We start from the raw sequence: 24,113 nt of genomic DNA on the forward strand, positions 1-24,113 counted from the left end.
AATTCAGCCTTTTGCTCCCCTCTCCGACACGGAGAGGGGTTGGGGGAGAGGTCAAATAAGACTTGTCAAACTCACGTTTTTTTAAAGGTGAAAGTTTCTACTCATTCAATTCACACAATAGGAAAAAATCATGCCAGTAGACTCAAATAATTTCATCGTTACCGAATCTACAGATAACGGTCTTGGAAATACTGAAGGTACTCTCAGTTGGGCAATTCTGCAAGCTAACCAAATAGAAGGGGATGACACCATTACCATTAATAGCAATGTCCGTATCACTGGGGTAATGAAAACCCTGGTGAATAGCAACATCACTATTGTGGGCAACGGCAACAGCATCAGTGGCGATGCTAATAACAACGGCATCAACGACAATGGCGACGTGCGCCCCCTATTCATCCTGTCAGGAACCGTCGGTATTTCTGACCTGACGATTACCAACGGACGGGCGCAAGGCGGCGGTGGTTTAGGTAGCGGCGGTGCCGGGCTGGGGGGTGGGTTATTTATCTATGATGGCAATGTGTCCTTAACTAATGTCGCTTTCAGTAATAACGCAGCACAAGGCGGCAGTGTCCTTGTCAGTGGTACCGGCGGCGGTGGGATGTTTGGCAATTCTAGCAACGGCGGCGGCGGACTGTTTGGTTCTAGCAGTGGCAGTTACGGCGGTTACGGCGGCAACGGCAATTATGGCGGTAGCAGCAATGGCGGCTTCGGCGGTGGTGGCACCTTCGCCGGCGGTGCTGGCGGCTTCGGCGGCGGCGGTGCTGGCGGCAGCGGTGCTGGCGGCTTCGGCGGCGGCGGCGGTTTAGGCGGTGGTAGCAACAATGGCGGCTACGGCGGCGGCGGCGGCTTAGGCGGTGGTAGCAACAATGGCGGCGCTGGCGGCGGCTTCGGCGGCGGCAACGGCGGCTACTACGGCGGCGGCGGCGGTGCTGGACTAGGAGGTGGTATCTTCGTCCGCAGTGGTTCTTTAACCCTCGACAACACCAGCTTTACCAACAACACGGCTACAGGTGGCACGGGGACTAACTCAGGTCAAGGTTTAGGTGGGGCAATCTTCATCATGCAGTCCACCACCAATACCAACGGCAATAACCAGGGAATGCCTACCGTTCTGCCTACCGTCAATTCTGTGGGGTCGCAGCCTACCTTCAGTGGCAACAGTGCAGCTAATGATGCGGGGACACCGACTAATAATGATGATGTCTACGGCACAGAAATAACTTCCACCAATAATAATAATCCGCCAACTGCTGTAGACGACAATGCCACCACCAATGAAGACACCACCCTCAGTGGCAATGTCCTAGCCAATGATACTGACCCAGATACGGGAGATATCCTGACTGTTAGTGAAGTTAATGGTAATACGGCTAATGTTGGCACTGAGATTACCCTCACCTCTGGTGCTTTACTGACTCTTAATGCTAATGGAAGTTTTGACTACAACCCTAACGGTCAATTTGAATCTTTGGCTGTTGGCGCAACTTCTACCGATAGCTTTGATTACACTATTTCTGATGGCAACGGTGGAACGGATACTGCTACCGTTAACGTCACTATCAACGGTGTTAATGATGCTGCAAGTATTACTGGCACAGCCACAGCAGCAGTTACAGAAGATACAACTACCCCCAACCTCACCGCTACAGGTTCTCTCACTGTCAGCGATGTTGATGCAGGTGAAAGCCTATTCAACACTACGGTTACATCAGCTATAGGTAATCTTGGGAACTTGAGTATCACCGATGCGGGAACCTACAGCTACAGCGTTGCTAACAGTGCAGTGCAGTTCTTAGGTGCTGGTCAAACTAAAGCTGAAACCTTTACGGTTCAATCTGTTGACGGCACAGCTATTCAAGATATTGTCGTTACCATCAACGGTGTTAACGATGCGCCAACTTTAGCAAATGCGATCGCAGATCAAACTACCTTAGAAGATGGTTTCTTCAGCTTTACTCTTCCAACTAATACCTTTGCTGATGTTGATGCTGGTAACAGCTTAACTTACTCAGCCACCCTCGCTAACGGCAACCCCTTACCTACTTGGTTAACCTTCAACGCCAATACCCGCACCTTCAGCGGTACCCCCAATGACCCAAATAACGGCACAATTAGCATCAAAGTTACCGCAACTGACATCAGCAATGCCAGTGCTAACGATACCTTTAACCTAACAGTAACTCCCGTCAACGATGCACCTGTCGCTGGTGATGACTCTGCCAGCGCCAATCAAAATACACCTTTGACTCTGCTGAAAGCTGACCTGTTAGCTAACGATACCGACGTAGACAGTTCTACTTTAAGCATCTCTGCTGTGAGTAACGGTGTTAACGGTACTGTCAGCTTAAATGGTAGTGGCAATGTCGTCTTTACTCCCACAACCAATTTTACTGGCAATGGCAGCTTTAACTATACCGTCAGCGATGGCAATGGTGGCACAGATGTCGCAATGGTAACGGTGGCTGTGGGAGTCAACCTCAACGGCACTAATAATAACGATAACCTCAACGGCACATCCGGCAACGACATCATTAACGGACTCAACGCCCAAGATACCATTTCCGGCAATGCTGGGAATGACTGCCTTGTGGGTGACAATGGTGATGACAAACTCTATGGCGGTACTGGCAACGATAAACTTTATGGCGGTAACGGTCAAGATACACTCTATGGTGATGCTGATAACGACCGTCTTGAAGGCGATAACGGTGATGACAAACTCTATGGCGGTGACGGGAACGACAGTCTAATTGGTGGTAACGGTCAAGATTTACTCGTCGGCGGTGCGGGTAACGATTTCCTCGATGGTGACAAGGGAGATGATAACTTGACTGGCGGTACTGGTAGCGATATCTTTGTGTTGGAGAAAGCCGCAGGTCGAGAAACAATTACCGATTTTAGTTTAGGTCAGGGTGATAAAATCGGCTTGTCTGGCTTGAGTTTCAATCAGTTATCCTTCTCTGGCAATCAGATTAGTTTAGGCAATCAAACTCTAGCGGTGCTGAGTGGGTTTAATACCACTACGCTGACACAGAACAATTTTATCTCTGTTTAAGTGTGTAGAGTGGGCAAATGTTTGCTCACTCTACAAATTGCTTAGTTGCATCGCCCTGCACCTTTGATGCATCGCCTTGCACCTTTGATGCATCGCCCTGCACCTTTGATGCATCGCCCTGCACCTTTGATGCATTGCCCTGCACCTTTGATGCATCGCCCTGCACCTTTGATGCATCGCCCTGCAAGAACGAGCTTACTCTTTGTTTAACCTTGTTTTATCTAAAAATCTCATCTTACTGTTAGCTTTAGGGTTGCAATGGGCACATTAAATATGTAGATTACAACAGTATACTGATATGCCTATCCCAGATAAAACACGTCGTTTGCGCCCTCAAGTAATTAGTGAAGATGTGACTTCGTGGCACGGTTTGCAAACGATCGCCACTTATGAAACAACCCGTGCTGATGCCTCTGCTACTAACTTACAGCAAACTTATCAAGCTATGTTAGCCCAGCAACAAGCCGAAACCGAAAAACTAACTTTATACCGTGCTGCTGCTGATGCTGCGCGATTAGCAGAATGGGAATTTCACAATGCGGTGTTAGGAATGAAAGAAGTTGTGCGCGGACAATATGGTTCGGATAGCGATCAAGCCCAAGCTGTAGGACTGAAGAAAAAATCAGACCATAAGCGTCCTAGCCGCAAAAAGTTAGTCGCATCATGAGCTAGCAAAAATTAACACATTTTAGATGTGCGATCGCTCTACACCAAGAGCAAGAGACGCGATAAATCGCCGTCTCTACAATAATTCCTTTGTAGAGACGGCGATTTATCGCGTCTTTGTCTTTGTGATATAGTCATACTCGCCTCCACGCTCAAGGGCGCGTTTGTAAGCAGGTCGCGCATGAATGCGATCGACAAATTCTTTCAGCTTTGGCCGGTTCTGAACCTCTTCTTTTTGCATGGCGACTACTTCCAGGGGAAAGCTCATTTGGATATCAGCGGCGGTGAATTCCTCTCCTGTAAACCACGTACTTTTACGAAGTTCACCTTCTATATAATCAAAGTGAAGTTTGATCTGGGGCGCAACAAATCCTCTAACTACGTTGCTGTCTCCTTCCCCGAAATTGTTCAAGACCAGCCTCATTACCAACGGTGGCATTGCAGAGCCTTCGGCGTAATGCAGCCAATATGTATAGCGCAGATGCTCTGGTGTATCGGATGCGGGAACTAGGCGACCATTGCCGTAGCGATTAACGAGGTATTCGATGATTGCACCCGATTCAGCAATGGTGAGGTCTGCATCTGTGATTACTGGTGACTTACCGAGGGGATGAACTTGGCGTAGCGACTCCGGCGCCATCATCGTCTTTGGATCGCGTTCATAGAATTTGATCTCATATTCGATACCTAATTCTTCGAGGAGCCACAGCACACGCTGCGATCGCGAGTTGTTAAGATGATGAACAATGATCATAAAAAGGTTCCTTTTCTGGTGGCTGATTACTATCCAATCTGAGCTAATACCAATTCAATTAATGATTGCAACACATCCTTGGGTAAAGACGCGATGAATCGCGTCTCTACAAATAGACCATTTGTCGCATTCTTTTTTCAAATTGGTATAATCTCTAGCTATTAGTCATTATTAGACAATCTTTTTCAGCTTAACTCCCCTAATTGGCTAGTTTTCTGCTTTTTAATGGGTATAAAAACCACATTTGTTTCATTTATGGCTTTAATCATTGCCGGAGAACGTAGTGGGGTGGGTAAGACAACAGTCACGCTCACCCTTTTAGCATCTTTACGTCGTCGCGATCGCTTGGTGCAATCTTTCAAGGTAGGCCCAGACTACATTGATCCAATGTTTCATCGACACGTAACTGGTCGTCCTTGTCGGAATTTAGACCCAGTATTGACTTCTGAAGCCTACGTTCAGGAATGTTTTGCCCGTCATAGCCAGTTAAGTGAATATGCCCTAGTAGAAGGAGTTATGGGGTTATTTGATGGAATTGGGCATGAGGAATGGGGCATGGGGCATGGGCAAGAAAAACAAAAAACTGATTTTGCGAGTACGGCACACATTGCGCGGCTTTTAGATTTACCTGTGGTGTTGGTGATTGATTGCAGTCGTTTATCTGGTTCTGTAGCTGCGATCGCTCACGGCTATCGATCTTTTGATCCCCAAATTAAAATAGCTGGGGTAGTATTAAATCGCGTGGGGAGCGATCGCCATCTCTCTCTCCTTAAAGATTCTCTAGAACCCCTACAATTACCCATTCTCGGCGTGCTGCGGCGTCAAGATAACATCACAATTCCCGATCGCCATTTGGGTTTAGTTCCCACAGCAGAACTTCCCGAACTCAACGCTTTAATCGATCGCCTCGCCGATTTAGGAGATACTTGCTTCGATTGGCAACACTTATTACCCCTGTTAAAATCAGAACCTCTTTCTCATCCCCATCATCCCCATCATCCCCCATCATCCCCAGTCAGGATTGCTATTGCCCGCGATCGCGCTTTTAATTTCTATTACCAAGACAATCTCGATTTGCTGCAACAGCTTGGTGCAGAACTGGTTTTCTGGAGTCCTTTAGAAGATGTTGACATACCAAAAGATGTGCAGGGAATGTATTTTGGCGGAGGTTTCCCAGAAGTTTTTGCCCAGCAATTAGCAGAAAATACCAGGGTTCGTGATGCAGTGAAAACGGCAATAATTAAAGGAATGCCTACAATTGCCGAATGCGGAGGATTGATGTATTTGTGTGAGCAAATTATCGATTTTCAGGGTAAATCTTGGCCAATGGCGGGAGTGTTACCGACATCTGCTGCGATGGGTGGGCGTTTAACTTTAGGGTATCGTCGCGCAGTAGCTTTGCAAGATAATCTGTTAGTTAAAGCAAATACAACTGTTTACGGACATGAGTTTCATCGTTCCCATTTAACCTTAACTCCCACTCAGCCCCTCTTTGAAACTTCTCGCTACGATTGTGAGGAAAATATGGGATGCGAGGGATGGGGTTTACCTGCAAATGTTCATGCTTCTTATGTTCATCTGCATTGGGGAGAGAGTAGAGAAATTCCCCAGCAGTTTCTTCAAGAATGTCTGAAAGTAGCATCTTCAGGAACATGGATTTAAGAGGATGTTTGAAAAGCCTCCTTCAATCACAGATAAATTTTAAACCTAAGAAGAGAGCCGCAACAGTTCCGGAAACCGAAATTTCTCCTTGAATAATTTTATCTAAAACTGATTCTATAGGAATCAATACAACTTCAATCTCTTCTGTAATATCTAGTTGCTGTTCCCCAACTTTACTCACATTTTCTGCTAAAAATAAATGTATTTGATTGGTATCTTTACTTGGCTTATCGTATAGAGTTACGAGTTTTCTAAATTCTTGGGGAATATAACCAGTTTCTTCTGTCAGTTCTCTAATTGCGGCTACTTCCGCACTCTCTTTTGTAGGATCAAAATTCCCTGCTGGCAGTTCCAAGAAAAATTCACCTACAGCGTGTCTATATTGCCGGACAAAAATAATTTCTCTATTATTGGTGATAGGTAAAACCATAGCTACGTCAGGCTTAATACTGACAAAATAATCATCTATAATTTTACCATTGGGCAATTCTATTTCATCTTGCCTCACCCGACACCAAGGGTGATCTAAAACCATTTTTGATTTTAAAATCTTCCATTTTTTTAAGTTACTCATAAATTAAGTAATAAATGTAAAAAAGTATAACAGATGTATTCGATAATCTAAACTTTGAACTTACACTGGCTTTTGCAATAACATAATATGCAAAATAAATATGCAAATAAATGTAAATTTATTTACAGTCAACAAAAGATTTCCGTTGACCATTAGTCGAGGTACAACGGCACAAACAACTAATGTATGGGTGAGAATCTCATCCGATGGAATCGAAGGCTGGGGGGAAGCATCACCATTTGGCGTGGGTAATCATCGGCAATCAACTGATGCAATCAAAGAGGCTTTAGAACAAGTTGTGCCACTTTTACAAGCATTCAGCCCCTTACAGCGGCAGCAAATTGAACAAGTTTTAACACAAAACCAAGTTCCTTCTGCGGCAAAAGCTGCCTTGGATATGGCAATGCACGACTGGTTGGGTAAGCGTGTAGGATTACCTTTGTGGCAAATTTGGGGACTCGATCGCAATCAAATAGTCCCGACTTCTGTCACAATTGGGATTAATTCGCCTGAAGGTGCGATCGCAAGAGCGCGAGACTGGCTACAATTTACCGATGTCCGTCTTTTCAAGGTGAAGCTAGGTAGTCCTGATGGCATAGATGCAGATAAAAAAATGCTATTGGCGGTGCGAGAAGAAGCGCCTGAAATAGAATTATTTGTTGATGCCAACGGGGGTTGGAGTTTAGAAGATGCGATCGCAATGTGCAATTGGCTGGCAGATTTAGGTATAAAGTATGTAGAGCAGCCATTGCCACGGGGGCAGGAACCAAGTTTAGCAAAACTCAAAGAACATTCTCCCCTCCCCATCTTTGTCGATGAAAGTTGTTTTACCAGCACCGATATTCCCTATTTGGCAAATTACGTGGATGGTATTAATATCAAACTGATGAAATCAGGGGGACTAACAGAGGCAATGCGAATGGTACATACAGCACGAGCATATCGGTTGCAAGTAATGTTTGGTTGCTATTCTGACAGTTCGCTAGCTAATACAGCAGCATTACAGCTAGCGCCACTAGCTGATTATTTAGATTTAGATAGTCACCTGAATTTAATTGATGACCCTTTTACGGGTGCATTGATAAAAGAAGGAAGAGTTTTGCCAAACGATTTACCAGGTTTGGGAGTACAACACAGTGCGTCTACCACTTAATCAACGAGTAGCTATTTTACTTCATGAGGGAACTATTGGGACTCACGGCAAAACAGGGCTAGCGATTTTACGTTACAGTGAATCCCCAATCGTAGCCGTAATTGATCGCGATTGTGCTGGCAAATCCCTACCAGAATTAACAGGTATCAAGCGTGATGTGCCAATTGTGGCATCTGTAGCCGCAGCCCTAGAGTACAAGCCAGAAGTCTTGGTAATTGGCATTGCCCCAGGTGGTGGTGCTGTACCAGATGATTATTGGCTGGAAATTAAAGACGCTTTAGAAGCGGGGATGTCGCTGGTGAACGGTTTACATACACCAATGGCAAGCATCCCAGAATTAAATGCACTGCTCAAACCAGGGCAACTAATTTGGGATGTGCGGAAAGAGCCATCTAATATCAGTGTTGCGAGTGGAATGGCACGCACTCTCCCTTGTCGCCGGGTGTTGACAGTGGGAACCGATATGGCCATTGGTAAAATGTCAACTAGCCTAGAGTTACATTGGGCGTCAAAACTGCGGGGCTGGCGTTCTAAGTTCCTCGCCACAGGGCAAACTGGGGTGATGTTAGAAGGAGACGGCGTAGCTTTAGATGCCGTGCGGGTAGACTTTGCCGCCGGTGCTGTGGAACAGATAGTCATGCGCTATGGCAAAAACTACGACATTTTGCATATTGAAGGACAAGGTTCACTGCTACACCCTGGTTCAACGGCAACCCTACCCCTAATTCGTGGTTCGCAACCAACCCAACTGGTGTTAGGACATCGCGCGGGACAAGTTCATGTACGTAATCATCCCCATGTAATAATTCCACCCTTACCAGAGGTGATTCGGCTTTATGAAACTGTTGCTAGTGCCGGTGGTGCTTTTGGAAGTGTTCCTGTAGTGGGTATAGCGCTGAACACAGCCCATTTAGATGAAGCTGCGGCACAGGAAAGCATCGCTCAAACAATAGCAGAAACGGGGCTACCTTGCACCGATGTAGTCCGCTTTGATGCCAATATTCTTTTGGATGCAGTGATGAAGAATTAGCTATTGTAAAATACTTAACCACTCCTGAAGGAGAACTGCTTCCAACACCGGAAGAAGTGGCACAACAGGAGAAGGAACACTGCGATCGCTTGGCAGCAAAACTGCGAGAATAAAATATAGATCCAGATACTATTTAACTTCCACGCTGTCTTGCTTGTGCCTGTTACCCCAAATACTATGGATCTTCAGGAAAAACCCATTTTGGCGGTTCCGTCATTTTTTTTCGCAGACGTTCTTGTGCTAACTCCAGCATTTTGTCTAAGGGAGTTTCTTCGATAAATTTTGCGGCTGCTTCTCTAAACTCGATATTGGGACATTTATCCCCTAAAACACACCCGTTAACGCAGGCTTGGGCGCAGTCAATCTTTTGCTCCACAGTAAATTCCTCTCTCTAAAAGTTATGAGGTATGAGTTGTGAGTTATGATTTTCACCCCTAACTCTTCACTCTTAACTCTTTACTATCAGGCATAACCCTCCAGGTAAATTTTACCTTGCAGTTGCCATTTCATTAGTCCAAATACTTACCATTTAGAAAGTGGCAAAAAAATTGTAGGTTGGGTGAAGGCTTTGCGTAACCAAACATCCTGATATATGTTCTAACTTTTCACGGTATCTGGAAAACCTCTCTCTAAATCTCTCTCCTTGCAGGAGAGAGACTTTGAATTACTGGTTTGGAAGTTAGATTTTCCGTGGACTTTTCCACATGACGTGAAAAGTCAGGATATATGTTGGGTTGCGCTCCGCTCCACCCAACCTACGTCTAATCCACTGAATCCCCGACGAAAAAGTTCCTTCTGCCTTCTGCCTTCTTCATGAGTTATGAGGTATGATTTTTACTCCTAACTCCTCACTCCTCACTTTTATAAAGGGCGCTCATGTCGGAAATCTTTGCTAATACTGGAACTATAGCCGCGATCGCTACTGCTGTTGTCCCCCAACAGGGTAGTGTTGGGATTGTGCGGGTATCCGGTTCTCAAGCAATGGCAATCGCCCAAAGTCTTTTTCATGCACCAGGGCGACAAGTTTGGGAAAGCCACCGGATTCTCTACGGTTACATTCGCCATCCCCAAACGCAACAATTGGTGGATGAAGCCCTGTTGTTGATTATGAAAGCACCCCGTTCTTACACCCGTGAAGATGTTGTCGAATTCCATTGCCACGGGGGAATTATGGCAGTGCAGCAGGTATTACAACTGTGTTTGGAAAATGGGGCTAGACTAGCGCAACCGGGAGAATTTACTCTCCGCGCCTTTTTGAATGGACGATTGGATTTAACTCAAGCTGAAGGTATTGCCGATTTAGTGGGAGCTAAATCGCCCCAAGCGGCTCAAAGCGCCTTAGCTGGTTTACAAGGAAAATTAGCTCATCCGATTCGGCAGTTACGCGCTAACTGTTTGGATATTTTGGCAGAAATTGAAGCTCGGATTGATTTTGAGGAAGACCTTCCTCCGCTGGATGATAAAGCAATAATATCAGAAATCGATAAAATTGCCGCAGAAATAACTAGGTTATTGGCAACCAAAGATCAAGGTGAATTGCTACGCACTGGTTTAAAAGTGGCAATTGTTGGGCGTCCGAATGTGGGTAAGTCGAGTTTATTGAACGCTTGGAGCCGGAGCGATCGCGCCATTGTGACTGATTTACCTGGTACAACCCGCGATGTGGTGGAATCCCAGTTAGTTGTCGGGGGAATTCCCGTACAAGTGCTAGATACAGCGGGGATTCGGGAAACAACAGACCAAGTGGAAAAAATTGGCGTCGAGCGATCGCATCTTGCTGCCAATGCAGCTGATTTAGTCTTGCTTACCATTGATGCTTCAACAGGTTGGACAGAAGGCGATCAAGAAATTTACGAAAAGGTACAACACCGTCCGTTGATTATAGTGATTAACAAAATCGATTTAGTAGAAGAAAGCGAGAGAACAACTCTTCAATCTAAAATTCCACTTGCGCTGAAAGCGCACCAAGGTAGCGACTCAAAATCTAAAATTTTCACGGCAGCAGCCCAAAATCAAGGTATTGATAATTTAGAAACAGCAATTTTAGAAATAGTTCAAACAGGAAAAGTGCAAGCTGCTGATATGGATTTAGCCATTAACCAAAGACAGGCAGCAGCCTTAACTCAAGCTAAAATATCTTTGGAACAAGTACAATCAACAATTGTCCAAGAGTTCCCTCTCGATTTTTGGACAATTGACTTACGGGGTGCAATTCAAGCTTTAGGAGAAATTACTGGAGAGGAAGTCACTGAATCAGTTTTAGAGAGAATTTTCAGCAGGTTTTGTATTGGGAAATAAAACACAAAAGTGTCAAAGCAAAAGAAAGTACCAACCCGGAATATTTATGTCAAATTGTTAATCAATCTAATATATAATGCAATGATTGATAAGATTCCAGTTCAAGTTATTGGGTGTCTTAGACCAGGTATAATCACAGTTATCGCCTTTCCCGGCGTAGGGATGTTAGATGGTGGGTTACTAATGGAGTTACCAACCGAAATAATTCCGGTAGAGCTACGAATGCCAAATAGTGAATTTATAGTAGTTTGTAATAGAGAAAGTGGAGAGTTTACACAAGTGTTGTCAAAAGATTCATCCAAATAACATTATGTCTGTTATCAATGAGATTAATTCTGTAAATACATTGATTTTGAAATATTATCTAAGTATTATTATCAATAAAAAATGTTTGTTTGAATAGAATTTTTATAGTCCCTGCCAACAAAAACTGTCAGTGAATATATTTATAATTAAACTATGTCAGCTAAAGATATTTTTCATATTGCTGTTTGTTCAGCTTTAAAAAAGGATGGGTGGACTATTACCCATGACCCTCTATCAGTTAAAGTTGATGAAATTGAATTTTATGTAGACTTAGGGGCAGAAAGAATCTTAGCTGCTCAAAAAGCTGGTCAAAAAATCGCAGTTGAGATTAAATCTTTTATCGGTGCATCGGAAATTAGTGATTTTTATGTCGCTTTAGGTCAGACGCTCACCTACCGTTCAGCATTACGGAAAAAGCACCCTGAACGAATTTTATACTTAGCTATCTCTGAAGATGTTTATCAGGACTTTTTTATTCGGCCATTTATTCAAGAAATAATCGCTGAACATCGGCTGAAGCTTCTGATTTTTGAACCAATTAAAGAAGAGGTTTTGCTATGGAAAGAATAAACTACCGTGAATTAGTACAGACAATTCTGAAACGTCATTCAATTCACCACTCAAATGATGATACAGAAGTACAGTTAATTTTTGATACAGAGCGTGACCATTATCAAGTTCTTCATTTGGGATGGGAAGAACTGAGGCGAGTTTATGGTTGCATCATCCATATTGATATTAAGGACGACAAAATTTGGATTCAGCGCGATGGAACTGAGGCCGGAGTAGCAAATGAGTTAGTAACTGCTGGAGTGCCAAAACAAGATATTATTTTGGGTTTTCATGCTCCTTACAAGCGGAAGTTTACTGAGTTTGCAGCAGGTTAGGCAAAATAACTGTAGGAGTTATAAGTTATGAGTGATGAGTTATAAATTTTTAACTCATCACTTATAACTCATAATTTATAACTCATTTTCTGTAATCGCTCTTGGAATATTGCCAACAGTTGCCAGTTGCACTGTAAAAGTAGAACCTTCATATAATTTACTTTTTACAGAAATAGATCCACCACAGCGTAGTAGCAATTGCTGTACGATTGTTAACCCCAACCCAGCACCACCATAATCTTCTGTTGCTGCTGTACGCACACGATAAAAACGGTCAAAGATTTTGGGAATTTCATTTTCGGCAATACCGATACCTGTGTCGCGGAATTCTAATTGGACATGATCACCTTGAAGACGGGCACGCACCCATACTTCACCCCCATTAGAGGTAAACTTAATACTGTTGTGCAGCAGATTAATCACAATTTGCCTCAGACCACCACTCACGCACCAAATAGATGGGAGTTCAGTCGGTATGGTGTAGGCTAGCATAATCCCTTTTTCTTGAGCTACAGGTTGGTAGGTACTGACTACTCCAGGCACAATATCTGAAAGCCGCACTGACTCCAAAGCCATCCCTTCCCAATTACGTTCCAGTTGCACCAGTTCCAATAAACCAGTAATCAGGGAATTTTGATGATCACACTGGGTATTTAACATCTGTAAATAACGTTGTCGCTGGGGGGGTTTAAGATTAGGGGAATTCAATAATGAAAGTGCTGTCTTCATGTGCGTTAGGGGTATACGCAATTCCTGGCATATATTTTTTAGATATTCATCTTTGAGTTGCTCTTTGTTGTGCAGTTCTTGATTTTGTTGCTGAAACTTGGTGGTGCGTACTGTGATTATTTGACGATTAATTTCATCTTGTCGCAGGAGTTGCTTTGCCAATAATTGATTCATCAATCCGGCTTGGGGTACGCTTGGACAAATAAAATCAGCAGGTAAAATTGGGGATAATTCTGGCGCAATCGCTTGTTTGATACCATCTAATACTTGCTGAATTACTCTCCCTTCAACAGTAGTTATAATCAGCAACGGCTGGTTTTTATTAGTATTTACCTTCCCCGATGTCTGAGTTTTACGTTTTTTAAGTGGTCGATGAGCCAAAATTAAACTGCAAAACTGGGGCGATAACACCATCAGAAAGTTTTCCCGTCGCAGTTGGCTATCTGGTGGTAGGTGAACGAGGACATGATGGGAAGATGAGGGAGATAGGGGGGATGAGGGGGATGAGGAGGTATTTAATTTTCCTTCTCCCTTATCTCCCCCTGCTCCCTCATCTCCCCCTTTTCCATTTTCGTCAATCTGGCAAGTATAAATGAGACTAGACGCACCTACCGAGGATTGATAACGCGCTAATTCTGATTGCCAAATTTTTTCTGGTGGTAGCTTTACCCATAAAGTGGCTGCAATTTGCTGCTCAATTAGTAAGTCAATTTGTGCTCTCACCAGTGATAGCAGAGTCGCAGGACTGAGGGACAATGGTTTAGGAGGCACTTGCACTCCCATAACCAGTTGATAAACAGACAGATCCTTGGCCAGAGAAACATTCATGAGTCAAGCACAAAAAGGATGAAGCAAGAAATAAGTCTGTCTTCGATTTTCACCTTTATGTGTGCATTTTTTACAAAATCCCCACGGAAAGAAATATTAACTATAAAAAACTCCAACTGGAAGAGACTGGGGAATGGGGAATGGGGAATGAGGAATGGGGACTGGGGAATGGGGACTGGGGAAGAGTTTTCTCTTCTGCCTTTTTTCAATGCCCAATGCCCAATGCCCAATGCCCAAATTAATGTTGTGTCTTCAGTCTTTCGTGTAAGGCGTCGCGTGCGTGTTCTCGGTCGTCAAAATGGATTTTTTCGGTGCCGAGAATTTGGTAATCTTCGTGACCTTTACCAGCAAGTAACACTCCATCACCTGGTTGTGCTTGTAAAATAGCGGTACGAATTGCGATCGCACGATCGCAAATTACAGTCGGCTGCACTGTATCAGCAATTCCCGCCAAAATATCTTGCAAAATCCTTTCTGGGTCTTCAGTCCGGGGATTATCTGATGTCACTACTGCCACATCAGCTAACTCAGCAGCAATTTTACCCATTTTTGGGCGCTTAGTGCGATCGCGATCGCCTCCACAACCAAAGACACAAATCACTTTACCCGGTATAAACGGACGTGCAGCTTTCAGTAAATTTTCTAAGCTATCGGGTGTGTGGGCATAATCCACAATCACGCTAATATCCTGCTCAGGATTAATCTGTACTCGCTCCATTCGTCCGGGAACTCCTGGAAACTCAGGTATCACAGATGCCACTAATTGCAAATCTAGCCCTAAATGTAAAACTGCTCCTACGGCTGCAAGAAGATTTTCTAAATTATATTGTCCAACTAGAGGCGATCGAAAAGCTACATCACCTTTCGGTGTATGTAATGTCCCACTGACACCATTCGGCTGGTAATTTAAATCACTCATCCATAAATCAGCGCTGTTGTCGTTGACGCTGTAACTCCAAACTCGCTCAGAATCTAAGGAGGCAATTAACCGCTTCCCGTAGGAATCATCAGCATTAATTATTGCCCGTCCCTTGAGATAATCAGGGCTAAATAACAACGCTTTGGCAGCAAAGTAATCTTCCATGTCGCTGTGATAGTCGAGATGGTCTTGGGTAAGATTACTGAATACCGCTACCTCAAATTCACAACCCAACACTCTACCTTGGGCCAAAGCATGAGAACTTACTTCCATCACGCCGAACTCACTACCAGCATTTACCGCCTCTGCTAGCTGCTGTTGCAGTTCTACTGCAAAGGGGGTAGTGTGAGCAGCAGTTTGCTCAAAACCTGCCCAACGAGTGTAGAGAGTTCCCATCAAAGCTGTAGCTAGATTAGCTTTGTTGAGGAGAAATTCAATTAGATGAGTAGTTGTAGTTTTGCCATTTGTACCAGTCACGCCTACCAGCTTGAGTTTTTTCCCCGGATAACCGTAAAAAGCACTGGCTATCTGGGCACAAGCTTGAGTAATGTTGCTTGCACTGATGACCACAGCCTGATTTGTGGGAGGATTTTTTTGTGCAGCTTCGGGAGAAACGATCGCAGCCACAGCCCCCGATGCGATCGCACTTTGCCAAAATTCCCCACCATCAACCCGCGTTCCTGGCATCCCAATAAACAAATCTCCCACACGACAAGCATGAGAATTTGTCTTCAAACCCCTAACTTCCACATCCTCCAAAGTTGGATGGCTAGGTAATTGTTCAACACTGTCTACCGCTGTTAGTAATTCCCGCAATTTCATTTTGTGAACCTCGTCACATTCTTAATCTTGCGCTTATTCTGCATTATTTTTTTCTAATTGGCTAAATACTTTCGCAACATTTGCTCCAACTGCTGCACACTAGCACGAGGAGAAGGACGCGGCAATGGTTTCTCACTCTCCTCTTCTTCCTCCTCGCCTCTGTGGTTTGATAAATAAAGTACCGGCACTTCATACTCATACGCAGCAAACCAATCTTCACGAGTCGTAATATCCCTAATTTCCAACTCGAAACTGAGATTTTGGATTTGTTCTAGCTTTTCTTGCAAGCCTTCACATAAATGACAGCCGGGTTTACTGTATAAAATTAATCGCATTGTTTATTTGAGTTGGCGTTAAGAACTTATCTGACTTTTCACGTTAGGAAAAATCCACCAAAAACCTAACCCCCTAACCCCTTTCCCGACGCGGGAAGGGGGAAAATTCAAAGTCTCTCTCCTTTGAGGAGATAGATTTAGAGAGAGGTTTTCCAGATGCCGTAAAAAGTCAGGAAGTTATAAGTTTAGAATAACGTAGACGCTTCGACTTGCCGTAGGCTACCGCAAAGGAGGAGAGATGAGAAGAGAAGAGTTTAATGTGGGTGAGTATGTTGATCAGATGGGGTTTTTGTTGGATTTAGAGATCAGAGATGAGTATCGTGATGGTGTGGTGGCAAATTTTGAGAGAATTAGTGCGATCGCTAGTCTTGTAAATTCTTTCCCTTTACCAGAAGAAATTGAAGTTGCACCAGTGTTTGAACCATAATGACTTCAACAATAGCTATGTTGATGTTTTAGTAAAATTACCGAGCTTGCAGTATAACTAACGATACTAAGATATTAGCCGACTATATCTTGGAAAATCAGATGAATAATTTCAATGCTTCTAGTTCATTGAAGTCTGCGGGTGTCGGTAGATTGTTGGTGCGGTTGCTTTGGATGCTGTTAGGATTTGGTATTGCTTCTACGCTATTATCTTTGTTGGAAGTCATAGCAAAGCCACTTTACCAGCTACTTGCTTCTCTTGATGCACTTGTATCAATCATTTCGTTATTTATCAGCTTAATTTCAATCATTGTTTTTTTTGTTTGGCTATATCGTCTCCATGCCGATTTAAAGAATCTATTTAAGGAATATCCGATTACGCCAGGAGGTGCGATCGCACGATTTCTAATTCCCATATATAGCATTTGGGGAATAGCTAACACGTTGTCCACTTTTGCCGATCGATTTAAAGCCGAAGGTGATGATTTAACACGTTTAAGTGAACAAGTGCGATTGTTAATAGGGCCGCTATATGGTTTTATGATCGGGTCAAACCTTGTGACTCGTATGGCTCTTACAGAAAGTTTTAAAAATCCTGAAAACCAATTTTTGCCCTTTTGGTTTTTATTATCTTGTATTCTAGATTTAGGTTTTAGTGCTACTTTGCTACAACTAACAAAAACTATGCGGACTGCTATTACTCAAAAAGCTAAACGCGCTATCTCTTAATATTTCAGCATGAATTTTAATTCAGCCGATGCCATCACAATATCAACTGCTGTCCGCGAAGGTAAAGTTAGCGCAGTGGAAGTTACTAAAACTGCATTAGCACGAATAGCAACGCGGGATGATCAACTCAACTGTTTTACGGCTGTCACTGCTGAAACAGCTTTAACAGATGCAGCCCGTATTGACAGGGAAATTGTCCAAGGTAATCATCCGGGAGTGCTGGCTGGTGTGCCTTTTGCGGTGAAAAATCTCTTCGATATCGCTGGGTTAACAACTCTGGCGGGATCGAAAATCAATGCAGAAAACCCACCAGCTACCCAAGACGCAACCGCAGTAGCGAAGCTGAAACAAGCGGGTGCTGTGCTGGTTGGCGCTTTGAATATGGATGAGTACGCTTATGGGTTTGTGACGGAAAATTCCCATTACGGCGCTACTCATAACCCCCATGATTTACAGCGAGTTGCTGGTGGTTCATCAGGTGGTTCAGCTGCGGCTGTTGCTGCTGGGTTAGTACCGCTGACGCTGGGTTCTGATACTAATGGTTCCATTCGCGTTCCGGCGGCGTTGTGTGGCGTTTTTGGTTTCAAGCCGACTTACGGGAGGTTATCTCGTGCTGGGGTAGCTTTATTTTCTAGCAGTTTTGACCACATTGGCCCTTTTGCGCGATCGGTACAGGATATCGCTACAGTGTTTGATGTGCTTCAGGGAGAAGACGATCGCGATCCAATTTGTACAAAGCGTCCGCCTGAATTGGTTTTACCACAACTTAAACAGGATATTTCTGATATCAGAATTGCGATCGCTGGTGATTATTTCACCAAAGGCGCAGAATCGGAAGCTTTAGCAGCAGTACAAAAGGTAGCTGATGCAATAGAAGTCACTGAATACGTAATCATACCAGAAGCACACCGCGCCCGTGCAGCAGCTTTTATAATTACAGCTAGCGAGGGCGCAAATCTGCATTTGGAAAAATTGCGATTGCGTCCTCAAGATTTTGATCCAGCAACACGCGATCGCTTTTTGGCTGGGGCGCTAATTCCTAGTAGTTGGTATCTCCAAGCACAACGGTTTAGAAGATGGTATCGCGATCGCGTGCGGGAAGTATTTCAAAATGTTGATGTAATTCTTGCCCCAACTACACCAATTTCCGCACCGTTAATTGGTCAACAAACGATGAATTTGGATGGCGAAGAAATTCTCGTCCGTCCTCATTTAGGGTTATTTACTCAACCATTATCTTTCATTGGTTTACCCGTTTTATCAGTGCCAATCCATCGCCAAAATGCATTACCTTTAGGTGTACAATTGATAGCATCACCATATAATGAAGCGTTGATTTTAAGGGTTGCGGCTGCCTTAGAAGCAAAATGTATAGTTCAGCACCAGTGATTTTGAATAATCGATGATTTTTTGTCATCCCATCTAAGAGGTTGTTTGAAAAGTGTTTCGCTGTGACTTTAATCACTTTTAGATCCCCCTAAATCCCCCTTAAAAAGGGGGACTTTAATTCTGGTTCCCCCCTTTTTAAGGGGGGTTAGGGGGGATCTAAAATTTTTGATACCGACAAGAGGACTTTTCAAACATCCTCTAATACCAATCTGAAAAAAGAATGCGACAAATAGACCATTTGTAGAGACGCGATTCATCGCGTCTCTACAAATGGTAAACGACTGAATCTGTTCGTGACTTAGACTCCATCAAAAGTAGATGGATAAACAACCTTTCCCTTATAACTTTCCTGATAACTTTGTAGTGGTTTAACCATGAAGAACTCCTTTGGTATTGGAAAGGGAGACTCGATTCCATAAACAACAGAAGTTTTAAAGCCAAAGCGAGTATAAAATTGGGGATGACCTAGTACAATTACTACGGCTTCTTTATTTGCCTCTGCTATCTCTAACCCGGCTTTGATTAATGCACTACCAATTCCTTGTCTTTGAAACTGTGGATGAATTGCCAAAGGTGCTAAACCAAGTACCTGTAATGTCTGTTCATCCACTAAGTCAATATAGCTAAATAAAATATGACCGACTACAACATTTTCAATCTCTGCAACTAACGAAAGTTCTGGAATATAGCGGTGAGAACGGCGAATTTTCTCTACAAGTTTAGCCTCGTTTTCTTGTCCAAAGGCTAATGTATTCACCTCAGCTATTGCTGGGTAGTCTGTCAAAGTTTCACAACGAATATTCATGATTTTAAAATCAATTCCATAAAAATCCAGTTTGCACGATGTTCTAAAGGAATTTCTGTTTTTTCCAAATATGGTTTGATATCCTGAAAGCCAAATGCACGATAAAGTGCCTGTGCTTCCTTTGCAAAAGGGGCGCTGTCTAAACGTATCCTTGAGTAACCAATGCAGACAGCTTCATTGATGATATCTTGTAACAATGCCCGACCGATTCCTTTTCGGCGAAATTCTGGTCTTACATACATCCTTTTAATTTCGCCAACATCTTCACCAATCTTTCGCAAGCAAACACAGCCGACTATTTTTGCCTCGGATTGTCCCAGAAGAAAGCGTCCTGAAGGGGGTAGAAATTCGTGAAGTTGAGTCATATATTGCTCAAAGAATGTATTAACATCTAAATTAATACCGAATTGATCGCTGAATATTAACTTAGTCTCATTAAAATATTCCCAAAATATTTCCTGTATATAAGATTTATGTTCGTCAGTCTCTATCTGAATAATTTTAAGCAAAGTTTATCCTTCCGCTAAATCATTAAACAAAATCAAAAATTTAGAAATATCAATGGTCATCATTCCAGTAATTGATTTAACTGCCTTCAGCAGTAGCAACGCAGCAACTCAGCAAGCTGTTGTGAAACAAATTTGTCAAGCTTGTCATGAAATTGGTTTCATGTACTTGCAAAATTCGGGGATATCAAAAAACCTAATAAATCAAGTATTCACTCACAGCAAATCTTTCTTCAATCTACCTTTAGAAGTCAAGCAAAAGCAAGCTTGGAGTGATGAATTTAGTAACACGGGTTACGTTGGGATTGAGAGAGAACGTCTTAACCCCAATAATCCAGGCGACTTAAAAGAGGCGTTGAATGTCAACAAACAAGCGGCTGTAGGGATAGATGCTTCTATTGTCACCTTTTATGATAGTTGCACAGAACTTGCCAATACGATATTACAAGCTTATGCATTGGCGTTGGAGTTGCCAGAAAATTATTTTACGACAAGACATAATCAACAAAATCATACCTTGCGACTATTACACTATCCCCCATTGCAAACACCATCCAAACCCGGACAAGTTCGTGCTGGTGAACATTCTGATTATGGCAGTATTACCTTACTTTTCCAAGATGACATTGGCGGGTTGGAAGTACAGACAACATCTGGAGAGTGGATTGCCGCGCCTGCAATTCCTGATACTGTAGTAATCAATACTGGCGATTTAATGCAACGCTGGACAAATCATGTATTTTGCTCAACTAAGCATCGAGTGATGATTCCCAATGATGACAGAGTGAAGCAGTCCCGGTATTCTATCGCTTTTTTCTGTCATCCTAATGATGACACCGAAATTACTTGTCTGGAAAGTTGCCAGAAAGAACAATCGCCTATTTATCCCCCTATCCTTGCGGGAGAATATCTTTTAAGTCGTTTACAAGCAAGTTATGGTAATTCGTAATTCGTAGTTAAGAAAGATATTTAATATGAAAATATACGACTGGATTGTGGTTGGTGGTGGAATTACGGGTGCTGCACTCGCTTACGAATTAGTAAAAACAGGTTTTGCTGTACTTTTGTTGGAGCAATACAGCACACCACAGAATGCAACTCGCTATAGTTATGGTGGACTTGCCTATTGGTCTGGCAATACGCCATTAACTCGGCTATTGTGCGAAGAAGCGATCGCACGTTACCATATCCTATCTCAAGAGTTAGACGCTGATATCCAGTTTCGGGAATTAGATTTATTACTGACGATTTCAGCCGCTAATGACCCAGACGCAACTGCTGTATCATATGATCATTTTGCCATTCCACCTCGTTTACTCAGTGTCCAAGAAGCTTGTGAGTTGGAACCGCAGCTAAATCGAGAGGCGATATCTGGTGCTTTAACTGTCAAACATGGTCATATTCACCCAGAAAAAACAGCGCAAGCTTACATCCAAGCCTTTGAACGTGCTGGGGGTGAAATGCAGATTACCCAAGTTTTACAAGTCTTGCAAGATGGTGTCAAAACCACCAATGCAACTTACCACAGCGCGAATGTTGTCATTTGTGCGGGTGGAATCAGCCGTCAGCTTCTAAAATCTGCTGGTGTTTCCATCAAGCTGTATTTTACCCATGCAGAAATCATTGAAACCCCACCCGTTGATATCAAGCTACGCACCTTAGTTATGCCGGCTAATCTGCAACGGTTTCAACTAGAAGCTGAATCTACTCAAGTTGATGAATCGTGGGATGAACTTAGTAATAATTTAGTACCGCCAATTTTAGATGCGGGTGCAATTCAGTTTCAAGATGGTAGTATCCGCATCGGTCAAATTAGCCGTGCGATCGCAGATCCTCATGCCAAGGTAAACTCAGAGGTAAGCGAAAAATGGTTGCGAAGAAGTGTTGGTCAAATTTTACCAACATTGGAGAATTTACCAGGGACTTGGTATCATTGCCTAGTGGCATTTAGTAGCAATCAACTACCCTTAATTGGTGCTATCCCAGGATTTGAAGGCGTTCATGTTTTTTCTGGGTTTAGCAATCCCCTAGTACTTATACCACCTTTGGCAAAACGCTTTGCTAATTTTGCAACTGGCAACGAAGATGAAATAATTACAAAAATGCTAATCTAAAAACCCCGCAGTGAAAAACACAAATATTACTGGTATTGCTGTGTTAAGCAGCTAGGACTTACGCATTGACAGAAAATACCAAATATGGGTTCTTTGAAAAAGCACGTCTGTCGTAGGGGTAAAGCACATTGCTCATTGGTGTCAACTTAACGCAAAAACTATGTCCCGAAAGGAACTGAAGTTCCAAGAATCATAGCGAAAGTCATCTGAAGATGACTAGATGATATCCTCAAAAATATTCAGTCTACTTCAGTAGACTTTAGCTATGAGCCAGAGAATTCATTCTCTGGCGGGTTATGAAGCCCGCAGCAAAGCTATTTCTAGCTTAAGTTGACACCAATGAGCACTGTGCTTTATCCCTACAGATGACCATCGAAGAACGATTAATAAAAGGCTGAAACGACCCATTTTCGTATATGCATACCATGATTAAGTTGTACAGTGCGTAAGTCCTAGCAGCTATCTGTTCAGTAGCGACTAGAATTTTGAAAAAAGATATAGCCGAATCTCAGACATTCGTGGAGAAGAAAGGTTTTGTTCCTCCATAACGCATTGCATAGATATGGGAATCTTTAGAAAATTAACAAAGCTTAATCTTAAAAAGTTTGTTTTTTATTACAAAAACAAACTTTTTTGTATCGCTCGTCACTTTTTACTAGTAAACTATCGCACTAATATCACACTTTAAAGATTGGTATTGTCAGCTTTCTATGAGTTGGCTGATTCATCAAGAGGAAAATTCATAAAGATATGAGAAGACAATTTAACCGACGCAAGTTTTTAATCTACGGTTCTGCAACTTTTGGAAGCAGCTTTTTTTTAAAAGCTTGCGCGAATAATTCTCGAACTGCAACAGAGACTCCATCTGCGCCTCCTGCTGCTTCACCAGCTGCGGCAACTGCGGGTGACACCATAAAAGTAGGTATTTTGCACTCTCTGAGTGGTACCATGTCTATTAGTGAAAAAAGCGTTGTCGATGCTGAAAAATTAGCAATCAAAGAAATTAACGCTGCTGGTGGTGTCTTAGGTAAACAAATTGAAGCAATTACTGAAGATGGTGCTTCTAACTGGGATACTTTTAGAGAAAAGGCAACTAAGCTAATCGATCAAGATAAAGTAAGTGTAGTTTTTGGTTGCTGGACTTCTGCTAGCCGTAAGAACGTCAAGCCAGTATTCGAGAGCAAAAATCACATGCTCTGGTATCCTGTGCAATATGAAGGTCAAGAGTGTTCTAAAAACATTTTCTACACTGGCGCTGCGCCAAATCAACAAATTGAACCATCTGTTGATTGGCTGTTAAAAAATAAGGGCAAAGAATTCTTTTTAGTTGGCTCTGATTACGTTTTTCCCCGTACAGCTAATACCATCATTAAAGCCCAATTAGAAGCTTTAGGTGGAAAAACCGTTGGTGAAGATTATTTACCTCTTGGTAACACAGAAGTTACACCAATTATCACTAAAATCAAACAAAACTTGCCTAATGGCGGCGTGATTTATAATACTTTGAATGGTGATAGCAACGTTGCTTTCTTCAAACAGTTGAAAGGGGCTGGATTGACACCAGATAAATATCCCTCTATGTCTGTAAGTATTGCTGAAGAAGAAGTTAAAGCAATTGGTGTAGAGTATCTCCAAGGTCACTATGCAGCTTGGAATTATTTCCAAACAGTAGATACACCTGCTAATAAGAAGTTTGTGGCAGCTTTCAAGAAAGAATACGGTGAAAACCGGGTGACAAATGACCCAATGGAAGCAGCATACATTGCAGTTTATTTGTGGAAGCAAGCAGTACAAAAAGCTGGAACTACTGATTTAGAGAAAGTGCGGGCGGCGGCTTATGGTCAAACTCTAGATGCGCCTGAAGGCAAAGTGACAATGGATGCCAATCATCACATATCTAAAATTGTGCGGATTGGTCAAGTTAGACAAGATGGATTGTTTGATATTGTCTATGCTACTCCAACACCAGTTGAGCCAGTTCCTTGGAATCAATTTGTAAAAGAGACTAAAGGATTTGCTTGTGATTGGACTGACCCGGCTAAGGGTGGTAAGTTCAAGAAAGTTTAATTCATTAGTCATTAGTCATTAGTCATTAGTCATCGGTTAATAGTTACAAGCAACAA

The 24,113-nt window shown here is 42.9% G+C and carries 24 protein-coding genes and 1 pseudogene; 16 read left to right on the top strand and 9 right to left on the bottom strand.

Translation table 11 applies throughout. The features are described from left to right. Positions 1-130 precede the first annotated feature (130 nt). Complete coding sequence (locus tag HUN01_RS10280; protein WP_181931178.1) at positions 131-3,058, top strand: Ig-like domain-containing protein; 2,928 nt, start codon at positions 131-133, stop codon at positions 3,056-3,058. 25 nt (positions 3,059-3,083) lie between these two features. On the opposite strand, the gene HUN01_RS10285 is transcribed toward HUN01_RS10280, so the two are convergent. Then, positions 3,084-3,245, bottom strand: coding sequence for a hypothetical protein (locus tag HUN01_RS10285; RefSeq protein ID WP_181931179.1), 162 nt, complete (start codon positions 3,243-3,245; stop codon positions 3,084-3,086). 111 nt (positions 3,246-3,356) lie between these two features. Here HUN01_RS10285 and HUN01_RS10290 point away from each other — a divergent pair, with 111 nt between their 5' ends. Continuing rightward, entirely contained in the window at positions 3,357-3,725 is a 369-nt protein-coding gene (locus tag HUN01_RS10290; RefSeq protein ID WP_181931180.1) for a hypothetical protein, read from the top strand. A gap of 105 nt (positions 3,726-3,830) precedes the next feature. Here HUN01_RS10290 and HUN01_RS10295 read toward each other — a convergent pair whose 3' ends face one another. Further along, the gene (locus HUN01_RS10295; RefSeq protein ID WP_181931181.1) at positions 3,831-4,478 is read right to left on the bottom strand and encodes a glutathione S-transferase family protein; all 648 of its coding nucleotides are present in this window, start codon (positions 4,476-4,478) and stop codon (positions 3,831-3,833) included. A 255-nt stretch (positions 4,479-4,733) separates the two neighbouring features. Here HUN01_RS10295 and HUN01_RS10300 point away from each other — a divergent pair, with 255 nt between their 5' ends. Then, positions 4,734-6,140, top strand: coding sequence for a cobyrinic acid a,c-diamide synthase CobB (locus HUN01_RS10300; RefSeq protein WP_181931182.1), 1,407 nt, complete (start codon positions 4,734-4,736; stop codon positions 6,138-6,140). A gap of 22 nt (positions 6,141-6,162) precedes the next feature. Here the strand turns inward: HUN01_RS10300 and HUN01_RS10305 are convergent, their stop codons facing one another. Next, positions 6,163-6,714 (bottom strand): NUDIX hydrolase, encoded by a 552-nt coding sequence (locus HUN01_RS10305; RefSeq protein WP_181931183.1) that lies wholly within the window; start codon positions 6,712-6,714, stop codon positions 6,163-6,165. 100 nt (positions 6,715-6,814) lie between these two features. Between HUN01_RS10305 and HUN01_RS10310 the strand changes: the two genes are divergently transcribed. The 3 genes and pseudogenes from HUN01_RS10310 to HUN01_RS35290 all read left to right on the top strand — a co-directional run. After that, positions 6,815-7,867 carry a dipeptide epimerase gene (locus tag HUN01_RS10310; protein ID WP_181931184.1) on the top strand — a complete coding sequence of 351 codons (1,053 nt, stop codon included), beginning with the start codon at positions 6,815-6,817 and terminating at the stop codon, positions 7,865-7,867. After that, positions 7,851-8,897, top strand: a complete 1,047-nt coding sequence (locus HUN01_RS10315; protein WP_181931185.1) for an N-acetyltransferase DgcN family protein — start codon at positions 7,851-7,853, stop codon at positions 8,895-8,897. The genes HUN01_RS10310 and HUN01_RS10315 overlap by 17 nt, the downstream gene beginning before the upstream one ends. Positions 8,898-8,917: 20 nt before the next feature. After that, a pseudogene (locus HUN01_RS35290) lies at positions 8,918-9,010 on the top strand (Uma2 family endonuclease); the annotation flags it as partial. 62 nt (positions 9,011-9,072) lie between these two features. On the opposite strand, the gene HUN01_RS10320 reads toward HUN01_RS35290, so the two are convergent. Continuing rightward, positions 9,073-9,273: a hypothetical protein gene (locus HUN01_RS10320; RefSeq protein ID WP_181931186.1), complete on the bottom strand. Its 201-nt coding sequence runs from the start codon at positions 9,271-9,273 to the stop codon at positions 9,073-9,075. A 500-nt stretch (positions 9,274-9,773) separates the two neighbouring features. On the opposite strand from HUN01_RS10320, the gene mnmE reads away from it, so the two are divergent. From mnmE to HUN01_RS10340, 4 genes are all read left to right on the top strand, one after another. Then, positions 9,774-11,195: a tRNA uridine-5-carboxymethylaminomethyl(34) synthesis GTPase MnmE gene (gene mnmE, locus HUN01_RS10325; RefSeq protein ID WP_181931187.1), complete on the top strand. Its 1,422-nt coding sequence runs from the start codon at positions 9,774-9,776 to the stop codon at positions 11,193-11,195. A 9-nt stretch (positions 11,196-11,204) separates the two neighbouring features. Beyond that, positions 11,205-11,501 carry a hypothetical protein gene (locus HUN01_RS10330; RefSeq protein ID WP_181931188.1) on the top strand — a complete coding sequence of 99 codons (297 nt, stop codon included), beginning with the start codon at positions 11,205-11,207 and terminating at the stop codon, positions 11,499-11,501. 153 nt (positions 11,502-11,654) lie between these two features. After that, positions 11,655-12,071: a XisH family protein gene (locus HUN01_RS10335; protein WP_181931189.1), complete on the top strand. Its 417-nt coding sequence runs from the start codon at positions 11,655-11,657 to the stop codon at positions 12,069-12,071. Next, on the top strand, positions 12,059-12,388 hold the full coding sequence (locus tag HUN01_RS10340) for a XisI protein (protein WP_181931190.1): 330 nt from the start codon (positions 12,059-12,061) through the stop codon (positions 12,386-12,388). The genes HUN01_RS10335 and HUN01_RS10340 overlap by 13 nt, the downstream gene beginning before the upstream one ends. 75 nt (positions 12,389-12,463) lie before the next feature. On the opposite strand, the gene HUN01_RS10345 is transcribed toward HUN01_RS10340, so the two are convergent. From HUN01_RS10345 to HUN01_RS10355, 3 genes are all read right to left on the bottom strand, one after another. Next, a complete protein-coding gene (locus HUN01_RS10345; protein ID WP_181931191.1) occupies positions 12,464-13,945 on the bottom strand; it encodes a DICT sensory domain-containing protein in 1,482 nt (493 codons plus the stop codon). 238 nt (positions 13,946-14,183) lie between these two features. Next, on the bottom strand, positions 14,184-15,686 hold the full coding sequence (locus HUN01_RS10350) for a UDP-N-acetylmuramoyl-L-alanyl-D-glutamate--2,6-diaminopimelate ligase (protein ID WP_181931192.1): 1,503 nt from the start codon (positions 15,684-15,686) through the stop codon (positions 14,184-14,186). 53 nt (positions 15,687-15,739) lie between these two features. Next, the gene (locus tag HUN01_RS10355) at positions 15,740-16,021 is read right to left on the bottom strand and encodes a glutaredoxin family protein (protein ID WP_181931193.1); all 282 of its coding nucleotides are present in this window, start codon (positions 16,019-16,021) and stop codon (positions 15,740-15,742) included. Between the two features lie 238 nt (positions 16,022-16,259). Between HUN01_RS10355 and HUN01_RS10360 the strand changes: the two genes are divergently transcribed. The 3 genes from HUN01_RS10360 to HUN01_RS10370 all read left to right on the top strand — a co-directional run bounded on the left by HUN01_RS10360 (position 16,260) and on the right by HUN01_RS10370 (position 18,565). Next, positions 16,260-16,448 carry a DUF4089 domain-containing protein gene (locus HUN01_RS10360; RefSeq protein WP_181931194.1) on the top strand — a complete coding sequence of 63 codons (189 nt, stop codon included), beginning with the start codon at positions 16,260-16,262 and terminating at the stop codon, positions 16,446-16,448. Between the two features lie 101 nt (positions 16,449-16,549). Continuing rightward, on the top strand, positions 16,550-17,176 hold the full coding sequence (locus HUN01_RS10365; protein ID WP_181931195.1) for a DUF4328 domain-containing protein: 627 nt from the start codon (positions 16,550-16,552) through the stop codon (positions 17,174-17,176). 9 nt (positions 17,177-17,185) lie between these two features. Continuing rightward, positions 17,186-18,565: an AtzE family amidohydrolase gene (locus tag HUN01_RS10370; protein ID WP_181931196.1), complete on the top strand. Its 1,380-nt coding sequence runs from the start codon at positions 17,186-17,188 to the stop codon at positions 18,563-18,565. Positions 18,566-18,863: 298 nt separating this feature from the next. Here HUN01_RS10370 and HUN01_RS10375 read toward each other — a convergent pair whose 3' ends face one another. Next, complete coding sequence (locus HUN01_RS10375) at positions 18,864-19,370, bottom strand: GNAT family N-acetyltransferase (RefSeq protein WP_181931197.1); 507 nt, start codon at positions 19,368-19,370, stop codon at positions 18,864-18,866. Then, positions 19,367-19,879: a GNAT family N-acetyltransferase gene (locus tag HUN01_RS10380; RefSeq protein WP_181931198.1), complete on the bottom strand. Its 513-nt coding sequence runs from the start codon at positions 19,877-19,879 to the stop codon at positions 19,367-19,369. The genes HUN01_RS10375 and HUN01_RS10380 overlap by 4 nt, the downstream gene beginning before the upstream one ends. A gap of 52 nt (positions 19,880-19,931) precedes the next feature. On the opposite strand from HUN01_RS10380, the gene HUN01_RS10385 reads away from it, so the two are divergent. From HUN01_RS10385 to urtA, 3 genes are all read left to right on the top strand, one after another. Further along, the gene (locus HUN01_RS10385; RefSeq protein WP_181931199.1) at positions 19,932-20,825 is read left to right on the top strand and encodes an isopenicillin N synthase family dioxygenase; all 894 of its coding nucleotides are present in this window, start codon (positions 19,932-19,934) and stop codon (positions 20,823-20,825) included. Between the two features lie 25 nt (positions 20,826-20,850). Further along, a complete protein-coding gene (locus HUN01_RS10390) occupies positions 20,851-21,990 on the top strand; it encodes an NAD(P)/FAD-dependent oxidoreductase (protein ID WP_181931200.1) in 1,140 nt (379 codons plus the stop codon). A 750-nt stretch (positions 21,991-22,740) separates the two neighbouring features. Beyond that, the gene (gene urtA, locus HUN01_RS10395) at positions 22,741-24,057 is read left to right on the top strand and encodes an urea ABC transporter substrate-binding protein (RefSeq protein WP_181931201.1); all 1,317 of its coding nucleotides are present in this window, start codon (positions 22,741-22,743) and stop codon (positions 24,055-24,057) included. Positions 24,058-24,113: the final 56 nt, after the last annotated feature.

This window comes from Nostoc edaphicum CCNP1411, from assembly GCF_014023275.1.
Lineage (GTDB): Bacteria > Cyanobacteriota > Cyanobacteriia > Cyanobacteriales > Nostocaceae > Nostoc > Nostoc edaphicum_A.